Annotated in this window: 8 protein-coding genes and 1 pseudogene; 5 read left to right on the plus strand and 4 right to left on the minus strand. The window is 71.4% G+C overall.

All coding sequences use genetic code 11. The annotated features are described in order from the left end of the window. A partial coding sequence (locus Pen02_RS29805; protein WP_203869469.1) for a HAMP domain-containing protein occupies positions 1-1,257 on the minus strand: 1,257 nt, incomplete at its 3' end. Positions 1,258-1,574: 317 nt separating this feature from the next. Between Pen02_RS29805 and Pen02_RS29810 the strand changes: the two genes are divergently transcribed. Both Pen02_RS29810 and Pen02_RS42090 read left to right on the plus strand, forming a co-directional pair. Next, positions 1,575-3,668, plus strand: a complete 2,094-nt coding sequence (locus tag Pen02_RS29810; protein WP_203869470.1) for a SpoIIE family protein phosphatase — start codon at positions 1,575-1,577, stop codon at positions 3,666-3,668. A 189-nt stretch (positions 3,669-3,857) separates the two neighbouring features. Further along, positions 3,858-4,397 (plus strand): annotated as a pseudogene (locus tag Pen02_RS42090) (M23 family metallopeptidase); the annotation flags it as partial. A 277-nt stretch (positions 4,398-4,674) separates the two neighbouring features. Here the strand turns inward: Pen02_RS42090 and Pen02_RS42095 are convergent. Beyond that, complete coding sequence (locus Pen02_RS42095) at positions 4,675-6,321, minus strand: FAD-binding oxidoreductase (RefSeq protein ID WP_239141518.1); 1,647 nt, start codon at positions 6,319-6,321, stop codon at positions 4,675-4,677. 75 nt (positions 6,322-6,396) lie between these two features. On the opposite strand from Pen02_RS42095, the gene Pen02_RS29835 reads away from it, so the two are divergent. Together Pen02_RS29835 and Pen02_RS29840 are read left to right on the plus strand one after the other, a co-directional pair. Beyond that, positions 6,397-8,484 (plus strand): S9 family peptidase, encoded by a 2,088-nt coding sequence (locus Pen02_RS29835; RefSeq protein ID WP_203869472.1) that lies wholly within the window; start codon positions 6,397-6,399, stop codon positions 8,482-8,484. Positions 8,485-8,512: 28 nt separating this feature from the next. After that, complete coding sequence (locus tag Pen02_RS29840) at positions 8,513-8,989, plus strand: DUF488 domain-containing protein (protein WP_203869473.1); 477 nt, start codon at positions 8,513-8,515, stop codon at positions 8,987-8,989. On the opposite strand, the gene Pen02_RS29845 is transcribed toward Pen02_RS29840, so the two are convergent. Beyond that, positions 8,952-9,794, minus strand: coding sequence for a DUF8757 domain-containing protein (locus tag Pen02_RS29845; RefSeq protein WP_203869474.1), 843 nt, complete (start codon positions 9,792-9,794; stop codon positions 8,952-8,954). The two genes, Pen02_RS29840 and Pen02_RS29845, sit on opposite strands and share 38 nt — an antisense overlap. Before the next feature lie 115 nt (positions 9,795-9,909). Then, entirely contained in the window at positions 9,910-11,142 is a 1,233-nt protein-coding gene (locus tag Pen02_RS29850; RefSeq protein WP_203869475.1) for a hypothetical protein, read from the minus strand. Positions 11,143-11,226: 84 nt separating this feature from the next. Here Pen02_RS29850 and Pen02_RS29855 point away from each other — a divergent pair, with 84 nt between their 5' ends. Then, on the plus strand, positions 11,227-12,444 hold the full coding sequence (locus tag Pen02_RS29855) for a glycoside hydrolase family 16 protein (RefSeq protein WP_203869476.1): 1,218 nt from the start codon (positions 11,227-11,229) through the stop codon (positions 12,442-12,444). Positions 12,445-12,490: the final 46 nt, after the last annotated feature.

Below are 12,490 nucleotides of genomic sequence, written 5' to 3' on the forward strand. Positions count from 1 at the left end.
CTCGCCCTGCGCGTCGACCGTGATCTTCTGCGACAGGTCGCCCTTGGCGACTGCCGTGGAGACCTGGGAGATGTTCCGAACCTGCGAGGTGAGGTTGCCGGCGAGCTGGTTGACGTTCTCGGTGAGCGCCCGCCAGGTGCCGGAGACGCCGCGTACCTGCGCCTGGCCGCCGAGCTTGCCCTCGATGCCGACCTCCCGGGCCACCCGGGTCACCTCGTCGGCGAACGACGAGAGCTGGTCGACCATCGTGTTGACGGTGTCCTTGAGCTCCAGGATCTCGCCCTGCGCGGCCACCGTGATCTTCTGGCTGAGGTCACCCCGGGCCACCGCCGTCGACACCTGGGCGATGTTCCGCACCTGGGCGGTCAGGTTCGAGGCCATCGAGTTGACGCTGTCGGTGAGGTCCTTCCAGGTGCCGGCGACGTTCGGCACGTCCGCCTGGCCGCCCAGCTTGCCCTCGGTGCCCACCTCCCGGGCCACCCGGGTCACCTGCTCGGCGAAGAGCCGGAGCGTGTCGGTCAGCCCGTTGATGGTGTGCGCCAGCTCGGCGACCTCGCCCTTGGCCGAGACGGTGATCTTCTGCGACAGGTCGCCCCGGGCCATCGCCGTGGTCACCTGGGAGATCGACCGCACCTGGTACGTCAGGTTCGACGCCATGGTGTTCACCGAGTCGGTGAGGTCCTTCCAGGTGCCGGCGACGCCGCGTACGTCGGCCTGGCCGCCCAGCTCACCCTCGGTGCCGACCTCCCGGGCCACCCGGGTCACCTCGTTGGAGAACGACGAGAGCTGGTCCACCATCGTGTTCACGGTGCGGCCGATCCGCAGGTACTCACCGCGCAGCGGCCGGCCGTCGATCTCCAGCGCCATGTGCTGGGAGAGGTCGCCGTCGGCGACCGCCACGATGACCCGGGCGATCTCGGTGGTCGGCCGGCCCAGGTCGTCGATGAGCGAGTTGATCGCCCGCTGCCCCTCGGCCCAGGCGCCGTCCAGCCCCTCCTCGTCCAGCCGCTCGGTGAGCCGGCCGTCCCGGCCGACGATCCGGCTGATCCGGCGCAGGTCGAGGTGCTGGCGCTCCTGCACCGACACCACCTCGTTGAAGGCGTCCGCCACCTCGCCGGCCACACCGGCGCGGCGTGGAAGGCGTACCTTCAGGTCGCCGCGACGCACCCGCCGCAACGCTTCGGCGAGTTCACTGAGCAGCACCGCGTCCTCGGCGGCGGACCGCTCCTCGGCAGAGATCTGTTTCGCCGTGGTCATCGTTCCTCGCTCAGGTTCGAAGGAGGGGGGCCAGCCCGTAAGGGGTTCCGCGCGGGCCGTGGCCCACCCATCATTGTGCCTTTCGTCGAGCAAATGCCACCCTCGCCGCACGCCGACCCGCAAGATCGGCAGCCGTCGGGCACCCCGGGCAGTAACCGTCGGGCACCCGGTGCAGTAAAGCGGGCAGAACGGTCAAGTGGGGCAGGGTCCAGCCTAGCGCGGGCCCGTGCCGGCCGCCGGGTGGGCACGAGCGCGGCGCCGGGGTGCCCGGCCCGGATAGGGTGGCCTGGATCTCGGATCGGTGGAGGATACGAAGGGTGTCAGCGGAGGCGGGCGGCACGGGCACCGGCGGGGCGGGCACCGGCGGGGCGGGCGAACAACTGCGCCGGGTACGGCTGCCCGCAGATCGGCGTACCCCGGCGGCGGCGCGCGCCCTGGTCCGGTCGGTACTCGCCGAGGCCGGCTTGGACGAGTTGCTGAACGAGGCGCTGCTGCTCACCACCGAACTCTCCACCAACGCCGTCGAGCACGCCCGCACCGAACTGGACATCGAGGTCATCGCCGACGGCGAGGGCCTGACCGTGACGGTCTCGGACTTCGCGGCCGGACCGATCGACGACGTGACGGCCCGACCGAAGAACGACCTGACGGACATCTCGCAGGTTTCCGAGCGGGGCCGGGGCCTGCTCCTGGTCGACCACTTCGCCAGCCGGTGGGGCACCACCCACCAGGCCACCGGCAAGGGTGTCTGGTTCCGGCTGGACCGCAAGGGCCCGACCGAGCCGGGCTCCGTCCTGGAGGCGCCGCCGCACTCCGTCGCCACCAGCGGCGTCAACAGCCCGCCCGGCCCGTCCGCGCCGAGCGCCGGGGCGATGAGCGCGCTGATGCAGACCGCTCCCGACCCGTACGCGGACGATCCGCTGCCCACCTTCGCCGCCGACCTGCTGGTCCGGGTCGGCGACATGGTCGGCGCGGCCGGCGGCGCGGTACGCCTGGACCGGGGCGACGGCGCCGGCTGGCAGCTCCTGGCCCGGTACGGCCGCCAACCCCGCCCCGGCGACGAACTGCTCCGGGTGCCGTTGACGGTGCACCGGCCGTACGCCGGGGAGCTGGAACTCGACGCCGCGCCCTCCGGGTACGCCCGCCCGCTCGCCGCGCTGGTCGCCGAGCGGCTCTCGCTGCACCTGGAGAACGACCGGCTGCGCCGGGCCGACGTACGCCGGCAGACCTGGCTGACCTTCCTCGCCGAGGCGAGTGAGCTGCTCGCCCAGTCGCTGGACGTCGAGCTGACCATGGCGTTGATCCCGCAGCTCGTGGTACCCCGGCTCGGCCAGTGGTGCGCGGTGCACGTCACCGACGAGTGGGGCCGGCTCAAGCTGGCCGCCGCCACCCACGCCGACGAGGCGGTGCTGCCGCAACTGCACAAGATGCTCAAGGAGGACGGTCCGGAGTCGGTGCAGTCCCGACTGCGCGAGGCGTCCCGCAGCCAGGGGCAGGTGCCGATCGGCGCCCCGATGGACGGGTTCGCGATCCCGCTGGTCGCCCGGGGGCAGCGGCTCGGCACCCTGGCGGTCGGCCGGCACCAGCGGCACCGGCACGACCCGGACGAGGTCGCCGTGTTGGAGGACGTGGCCCGGCGGGCGGCGCTGGCGATCGAGAACGCCCGGATCCACGACGAGCGGCGCAAGGTGGCGCACACCCTCCAGCAGTCGCTGTTGCCGCCGGTGCTGCCGGTGGTGGACGGCATCGGGTTCGCCGCCGAGTACGTGCCGACCGGGGACGCGGCCGAGGTGGGCGGGGACTTCTACGACGTCGTACCGCTGGGCGAGGACCGCTGGCTGGTGGTGGTCGGCGACGTCTCCGGCAAGGGCGTGCAGGCGGCGGCGGTGACCGGGCTGGTCCGGGACGTGATCCGGGTACTCGTCGGGGACGGCAAGCCGCTGCCGGAGGCGCTGTCCCGGCTCAACGGCACGCTGGTGGAGCGCGGCGGCGGCCGATACTGCACCCTCGCGTTGGCCGCCGTGGACCGGGACCCGAGCGGGCGGCTCTCCGTCTCGCTCTATCTGGCCGGCCACGACCGGCCGGTACTGGTCCGGGGCGACGGGCGGACGTCGTTCGTGGGCTCCGGAGGTACGGCGCTCGGCCTGCTCGACTCGATCGCCTCGCCGGTCGCCGACGTGCGGCTCGGCCCCGGTGACGCGCTGGTCTTCTACACCGACGGGGTGACCGAGCGGCGGCGTGGCCGGGAACTCTTCGGCATCGAGCGGCTGCGGGACGCGGCGGCGCCGCTGGCCGGCTACTCGGCCGAGGTGGTGGCCGCCCGGCTGCGTGCGGCGGCGATCAACTTCTCGGTCGAGTCGCCCCGGGACGACATCGCCATCCTGGTGCTGCGCAACGACGCCACCGGCTGACCGCCAGCTCCTCGGACTCCCGCGTCCTGGAGGAAACCTTCGGACCCGAACATCTATTAAGGTAAGTATTTACATGCCCTGATCTGCTCGACTAGCATCTCCGGTGCGTACGCAATGGCCGGCCGTTCCCCCGCCCCCACCCCTGGGAAGGACGGAACCCCCTTGCGATCGATCCGGTTACTTCTCACCCTGACGGCCACCCTCCTGACGACTCTCGCGGCGACGCTGGTGGTGGCGACACCCGCGCACGCCGCCCCGGTGTTCAAGGCGCCGTTCCCCTGTGGACAGCGCTGGACGTACAGCCACCACAGCGCCGAGGTACGCCTGGCGCTGGACTTCGTCCGCTCCGACGGCGGCGGCACCGCCGGTACCCCCGTACTCGCCTCCGCACCCGGCACCGCCCGGCGCTACTACCAGGCCGGCGGGGCGGGCAACTACATCGTGGTCAACCACGGCGGCGGCTGGACCACGTACTACTTCCACCTGGCCGCGTTCTCGGTCGCCGACGGCGCCACGGTCGGCCAGGGCCAGCAGATCGGCACCACCGGCAGCACCGGCAACTCAAGCGGTGCACACATCCACTACGAGCAGCTCTACAACGGGGTCGGGCAGACCATCGTGATCAACGGTGGCTCGCTGGCGCCGTATCCCGGGTCGTACAACCAGCGGTATCTGACCAGCGACAACGGCTGCGGCGGCGGTACCGCCTTCTGGACCTGGGGCAGCGGGGTCCGGGTACGCAGCGACGCCCGGCTCGCCGCCCCGACGGTGGCCACGCTGGCCGGTCCGACCCTGGTCTACGTGCTCTGCCAGAAGCAGGGCGACACGGTGAGTGCCGAGGGTTACACCAACAACTGGTGGTCGCGGCTGCGCGACCAGAACGGCTTCATGACCAACATCTACATCGACCATCCCGCCGCACAACTGCCCGGGGTGCCGAACTGCTGACCCAGGCCCGGCCCGCTCGGTTCGCACCGACCGGGCCGGGCGCACCCCCGCCCAGGGGTCAGATGCCGCCCGGGTAGCGCCCCGGAGCGAGTCGCCGGGCCGGGTCGAACCGCTCCTTGACCCGGCGCAGCCGTGGCAGGTCCGGCAGTTCGCCCCAGAGGTCGACGGCCTCGCGTACCCGGGCCGGCGCCGCCACCACCACGCAGCGGCCGGACCTGGCCCGCAGCACCGCGCGTACGCCGTCGAGGATCACGCCGACCCGCTCCGGCGACGAGTCGCCCGGCAGCGCGGCGTGTACGACGCCGAGCCCGGCGGAGCCACGCACCGGCACCGGCATCCCGGCGGCGTCCCGCAGCGCGTAGACGGCGGCGTGCAGGTCACCGATCGGCACCTCGATGCGCAGCGCCACCTCGTCCGGCTGGAACGGATAGCGGCGCCACCACGGTGGGGCCACCCCGACGGCCCGGGCGTCACCACCGAGCAGCCTCGTCAGCCCGGCCGCCCGCTCGGCCACCTCGGCCGGCCCGCCCTCCAGCAGGATCGCCAGGGTGCCGGCGCCCGGCTCGGTCAACCGGCCGCGCACCCCGCGCCCGCGCCCGTACCGCGTCCGGTCGCCCGCGCCGCTCGTGGCGGCGACCGACCCGGCGGCGGACGCACCCGGCGCCTCGAACCAGCCCCGCGCGGCGGCCCGCCCGGACGGGCCGGGCGCCCCCGTGGCGCCCGGCCCGTCCGGCGGGAGATGACCGCCGGAGCCGACCGCCCGGAGGTGGCGACCGGCCGGGGAGACCCGACCGCCGGGCAGGTCCACCTCGATCGCGGTCGGCCGCAGCTCGGCGTCGAGGACGGCGCGGACCAGGTCGTGCACCTCAAGCGGCGTCCAGACCGAACGCGTCACCCAGGCCCGGCTGGCCGGGATCGGCTGCACCCGCAGGGTCGCCGAGACCAGCACGCCGAGCGCGCCCTGCGAGCCGCAGAGCAGCCGTGCGACGTCGGAATCCGCCAGCCGAGCGGGATCTGTCAGCCGGACGACGTCGGGACCCGCCAGCCGAGCGGGATCCGTCAGCCGCGCGACGGCGGCATCCGTCAGCCGGGCGACGTCGGAATCCGCCGGCACCGCGTCGGACCGCTCACCTGGCTGGCCCGCCGTGCCGACCCGGGCGTGCGAGAGCACCCCGGAGGCGTCGACGTAACTCACCCCGACGAGCTGGTCGCAGGGCCTGCCGTGCAGATGACGCAGCGGGCCGCTCTCGTTGGCCGCGACCACGCCGCCGACGGTGGCGCCGACCGACGGCACGTCGATCGGCAGCCGGCGGCCGGTCCGCTCCAGGATCGCCTCGGCGGCCCGGACCGGCGTACCGGCGCCGATCTCGGCGACCAGCTCGTCGTCCGGCTGCTGCCAGACGCCGGCGAGTCGACCGGTGTCCAGCACGATGTCGACCTGCGACGGGGGTGTGCCCCAGTCGAGTTTGGTCCCCGCCCCACGGGCGACCACCGACAGGTCGTGTTCGGCGGCCAGCCGGACCACCTCGGTCACCGCCTCCGGGGTGCCCGGTGCGGCAACCCAGCGGGCGACCGCGCCGGCCACCCCGTCGGCCGCCCCGGCCGGTCGGGCGAACCGGGCACCGCAGATGCCCGCCAGCCGCCGGGCGATGTCCGCGCCCCCACGTCGTTCTATCGAGTCCCCCACCTTGGTAATCGTACACATGTGCTAATTTTCGGCAACGCCGGGCTCACACCACCGGGCCACCCTCCGGCCCGCCTCGGCGGGTAACGTGACCGGGTGACCTCTGAGACGACCGCCGCCCCCGTCGCCAAGCGGGTGCCGACCGAGCGCACCCACCACGGCGACACGGTGATCGACGAGTACGCCTGGCTCGCCACCAAGGACGACCCGGACACGATCGGCTACCTGACCGCGGAGAACGCCTACACCGAGCAGACCACGGCCCGGCTCGGCATGCTCCGGGAGACGCTCTTCAACGAGACGAAGCGGCGTACCAAAGAAACCGATCTATCGGTGCCGACCCGCAAGAACGGCCACTGGTACTACACCCGGACGGTCGAAGGCGAGCAGTACGGCATCCACTGCCGCCGAGCGGTGCGGGACGGCGAGACGGCTCCGCCGATGCCGGCGGACGGCGCACCGCTGGACGGTGAGGAGATCCTGCTCGACGGCAACGCGCTGGCGCAGGGGCACGACTTCTTCGCGCTCGGCGCCTTCGACGTCAGCCCGGACGGTCGTTGGCTCGCCTACTCCACCGACTTCGCCGGAGACGAGCGGTTCACCCTGCGGGTCAAGGACCTGCAGACCGGCGAGGTGCTCGCCGACGAGGTACCCGACACGTTCTACGGCAGCGCCTGGTCGGCCGACGGCTCCACGCTGTTCTACCTGACCGTCGACGAGAGCTGGCGACCTTACCGGGTCTGGCGGCACACCGTCGGCAGCCCGGCGGCCAGCGACGTCGTCGTCTACCAGGAGGACGACGAGCGGTTCTGGGTCGGCGTCGGGCTGACCCGCTCGGAGCACTTCGTCGTCATCGACGCGCACAGCAAGGTGACCAGCGAGGTACGGGTCATCCCGGCCAGCAACCCGACCGGCGAGCCGGCGGTGGTCGCACCCCGGCGGCAGGGCGTCGAATACTCGATCGAGCACCACGGGCACCGCTTCCTGATCCTGCACAACGACGGCGCGGAGGACTTCGCGCTGGCGTACACCTCGGCGGACGCCCCGGGTGACTGGGTGCCGATGATCGAGCACGACCCCGGCACCCGACTGGAGTCCGTCGACGCCTTCGCCAACCACCTCGTGGTGTCGCTGCGGACCGCCGGACTGACCGGGATCCGGGTGCTGCCGGTCGGCAGCACCGAGTCGTACGACATCGACTTTCCCGAGCCGCTCTACAACGTCGGCCTGGACAGCAACCCGGAATACCAGACCACCAGCATCCGGCTGCACTACGCCTCGCTGATCACCCCCGACTCGGTCTACGACTACGACCTGGTCACCCGGGAGATGGTGCTGCGCAAGCAGAAGCCGGTACTCGGCGGCTTCGACCCGGCCGGCTACGAGCAGCACCGGGACTGGGCGCTGGCCGACGACGGCACCCGGGTACCGATCTCGCTGGTCTGCCAGGTCGACACGCCCCGGGACGGCTCGGCACCGTGCGTGCTCTACGGCTACGGCTCGTACGAGGCCAGCATGGACCCGTGGTTCTCCATCCCCCGGCTCTCGTTGCTGGACCGGGGCGTGGTTTTCGCCGTAGCGCACGTGCGCGGCGGCGGTGAGCTGGGCCGCCGCTGGTACGAAACCGGCAAGTTGCTGGCGAAGAAGAACACCTTCACCGACTTCGTGGCCGCCGCCCGGCACCTGACGAAGGCCGGCTGGACCTCGGCGGACCGGCTGGTCGCCCGGGGCGGCTCGGCCGGCGGGCTGCTGATGGGCGCGGTGGCGAACATCGCCCCGGACGCGTTCGCCGGGATCGTCGCGCAGGTGCCGTTCGTCGACCCGCTCACCTCCATCCTGGACCCGTCGCTGCCGCTGACCGTCACTGAGTGGGAGGAGTGGGGCAACCCGCTCGCCGACCCCGAGGTGTACGCCTACATGAAGTCGTACTCGCCGTACGAGAACGTCACCGCCCAGGACTATCCGCCGATCCTCGCCGTCACCAGCATCAACGACACCCGGGTGCTCTACCACGAGCCGGCGAAGTGGATCGCCCGGCTGCGCGCGCTCGCGCCACAGGGGTCGTACCTGCTCAAGACGGAGATGGGTGCCGGGCACGGCGGCCCGAGCGGGCGGTACGACTCCTGGAAGGAAGAGGCGTTCGTCGCCGCCTGGATCCTCGGCCGGCTGGGCGTCACGGCGTAGACCGCATGGTTGTGGAAGGGTGAGTCGCATGACGGTCCCGACGGACGAGCGCTTCGGACTGGTCGGCGTGGGTTACGAGGGCCGGGACATCGGGGACTTCGTGGCAGACCTGGTCGCGATGGGCGTGTCACGTCTGGTGGACGTACGGCTCACCCCGATCTCCCGGAAGCGGGGATTCAGCAAGACTGCGCTCGGGCAGGCGCTCGACGACGCGGGCATCGCCTACGAACACCGACGTGAGCTGGGAAACCCGAAGGACAACCGCACTGGGTTCACCGGCTCACCGGAAACGCTCACCCGGGCCCGGGCGGTATACGCCGGGTTACTCGCCCGGCCGGAGGCCGTCGAGGCGCTTGACGCGCTCGCCGACGCAAGCCAGCGGGAACTCGTCGCGCTGCTCTGTTTCGAGGCTGATCAGCGGCAGTGTCACCGGGACCTGGTGCTTCAGGCCGCACACGACCGGCGCCCTATCGTCGAGGCGGCCAGTAAATTCCGAGGACACTGAACGTGTTGACCCGCTTGGCCTGGTTGCCGACGTAGAAGGCGACGTCGCGACCAGGTCCGCAGAGTTCGTGCAGGAACTTCTGCTCCACGGCCCGCCGCACCTCGTCGTCGGAGCGGCCCCGCAGATTGCGTTGCAGGGCGACGAGTTCCCAGTCCAGGATGCCCTGCCGATGTCCGCCGCAGCCCGGTTCGTGGCAGTGGTAGTGGTAGGCCGCGCGGAACCGGGGTGCCTCGAGTGGCGTCCGGTCGCGGCTGTCGAGCAGGTCGAGTTGGCTGACGTACGCTTCGATTTTGCGTTGGTCGTCAGCAGACCAGCCCTCGTGCGGAGTGACCCGGATCCCGTCGACCCGGGCCGGTCGGATCAGCGCCAGGGACGGTGCGTCCGGGCGATCGGCCGTAGCTCGATGCACGCGGCACATCGAGTCCTCGACGTACGGGTCGAGCAGTTGGCGCCGTTTCTCCCACGGCGGCACGAACAACTCGCGCGTGACCGAGTCGACGATCGGTTTCCAGCTCTCCCGGCGTTGGTCCTGCCGTGCAGGCTTGGCGTCGATCGAGACGATCTCGTACTTCCGGAACCGGTCGTCACGGTCCAGGTCCCGATGATTGATCGGGTAGAGCCGCACCCACCCTCGCCGGAGTGGGTCCACGCTGAGCGCGGCCACACAGACCGTCTCGCCGTACTTCGCGGATGGGTTGGGGGCCGCCTTCACGGTGATGAGCAGCCGAAGCCGCACCGGGGCGTCGCTGTCCGGCTTGGGCTCGGGGCCAGCCTCGTCGGGGCCGAAGAAGGACAGTTGCGTCATCGCGCCTCCAGCCAAGAGAGCTGTGAGTGTCGACGTAACTACTCCGAGAGATATTCCCATAGGTGTCGATATCTGGCCAGCCCTCGCGGATGCCCTCTCAACCACCCGTCACCGTCTACAAGAGACCTCGCTGGCGCAGCAGGGAGATCTGCCGCGCGGGTACGCACTCCGGCAGGTTGCGGTCGAAGTCGACCATCTGCCAGTCGGAGGCGTAGACGACGAAGTCGTCGGTGACGGGCAGGACAGCGGACCAGTCGACGGTGTTCAGTTCAGCCGCGACCTGGCAGAGCATGTGGCGTACGTGCTCGTTCACCCCACTGGGCGCCTCGGCGTCGGTATCGAAGCCGGCGTCGGCCAGTTGCAGTTCCTGACGGAGCAGCCGGGCAATCTTCGCCGCGTCGCCGTAGTCGACAGTCTCCAGCCCGTGCAGGTCGCAGGGGTTCCAGAGTACGAAGGTGTCCTCGTCGGGCGCGTCCGGCTCCGCCTGCGCGGCCAGCCACTCCCGCCGGTCGGAGTCGAGCCCGACGTGCACCACCACCCCGACCGGATCCGCCGCGAAATAGCCCAGCGCGACGCAGTACGCCGGCTCGTCGATTCCCATCTCCCGCGCCACGGCCGGCACCTGCCGGAGCAGCGCCCGGCGTAGCACCTCGATCGCCGCGTCGAGGCTGTAGCCGGCGGGCGGTCGTTCGTACCTCAGCTCGACGTGACGCCGTGGGCCGGGCCAGGTGATCTCCAGCCGGGACAGGCCGGCGCCGTCGTAGCTGGCGTCGATCACCTGGTACGGCGCCGCCGGATGCAGTCGGCTGCCGGGTCCACCGGTCCGCTCGCCGTGGTACGCCCTGATCCGGGTCACCCGGTCGCCGGTGTACTCGTATTCCTCGTAGCCACCGCCGCGGGTCGCCACGGCCAGGGCGGAGCGGATCCGACCCGCCTCGAACCTGTACTCGTGCAGGTAGATCGGCCCGTCACCGGTCCGGAACCGGGCCTCCCGCACGATCTCGGGGCCGGCCGAGTGGTCGCGGTACGTCTCCTCGGTGAGCTTCCCGCCGGGGAAGCCGCTGTGGTCGAGCCACGCGACGGGCCGACCGTCGGCGTCGAAGCCGATCCGACAGTGGTCCCGTTGCAGCGGCGGGCGCTCGGCGAGTCGCCGCCCCGGCTTGCGGAGATCCCGCTCGTACCAGAGTGGACGGAGGTCGTGTGCCTCCGCGCTGTACCACTCCCACCGGACTGCGGCGGCATTGGCGGCGGCCCGCCACCGCTCGTACCCGCCGCGAAGTTGGGCGAGCCGCGCGTCGAGGTCGGACAGGTCGGACGGCTCGGCGGGAAGCGGAGACGGGTCGGACATCCGCAGCAGCGTAGCGGGACCGGATGACTTTCTTTTTAGTTAACAACCTTGCAAGAAAGCGCTCTCTGACGTAGAAATATTGACATGCGTACACGCCGAGCCGCCCTCGTCCTGGCCCTGTTGGCCACGACGCTGGTGGTCACCCCACCTAGCCCGGCCGTCGCTGAGCCGGGCGCGCTCACCTGGAGCGACGAGTTCAACGCACCGGCCGGCACCGCCCCCGACGGCAGCAAGTGGAAGCACGACATCGGCGGTGGCGGCTGGGGCAACAACGAGCAGCAGTACTACACCAACAGCACCAGCAACGCGGCACACGACGGCAACGGCAACCTGGTCATCACCGCCCGCCGGGAGAACCCGGCCAACTACCAGTGCCACTACGGCCGCTGCCAGTACACCTCGGCCCGGTTGCTCACCGCGGACCGATTCACCCAGACGTACGGCCGGTTCGAGGCCCGGATGAAGCTGCCGCGCGGCCAGGGCATCTGGCCGGCGTTCTGGATGCTCGGCGGCATGCCCTGGCCGGACATGGGCGAGATCGACATCATGGAGAACATCGGCCGCGAGCCCGGCAACCTCTACGGCACGCTGCACGGCCCCGGCTACTCCGGCGGCAGCGCGATCAGCTCCCGCTACACGCTCCCCGGCGGCCAGGCGTTCGCCGACGCCTTCCACACCTTCGCGGTCGACTGGGCTCCCGACTCGATCACCTGGTACGTCGACGGCATCCAGTACGCCCGCAAGACCCCGGCCGACCTGAACGGCAACCGTTGGGTCTACGACCACCCGTTCTTCATGATCATGAACATCGCGGTCGGCGGCTACTGGCCCGGCTACCCGGACGGCAGCACCACGTTCCCGCAGCAGATGCTGATCGACTACGTCCGCGTCTGGGGCTGGAACACCGGCGGCGGCAACCCCGGCACCGGTAGCCAGCTCGTCGGGCTCGCCAACAAGTGCATCGACGTGCCGGGCGCGAACCCGGCCGACGGCACCCAGTTGCAGATCTGGGACTGCAACGGCACCGCCGCGCAGCGCTGGACCTTCACCGGCGGCACCGTCCGGGCGCTCGGCAAGTGCATGGACGTGGCGAACGGGTCCACCGCCAACGGCGCCAACATCCAGATCGTCGGCTGCAACGGCAACCCGGCCCAGCAGTTCGTGTTGAGCGCGGCCGGTGACCTGGTCAACCCGCAGGCGAACAAGTGCGTCGACGTACGCGACCGGAACACGGCCAACGGCGCAAAGCTCCAGCTCTGGGAGTGCACCGGCGGCGCCAACCAGAAGTGGCGTCGCGCCTGACCCTGCCCCCATCAGACGCGCGGCGGCACGCCGACCCGCCGCGACC

The organism is Plantactinospora endophytica (assembly GCF_016862915.1).
GTDB classification, from domain to species: domain Bacteria; phylum Actinomycetota; class Actinomycetes; order Mycobacteriales; family Micromonosporaceae; genus Plantactinospora; species Plantactinospora endophytica.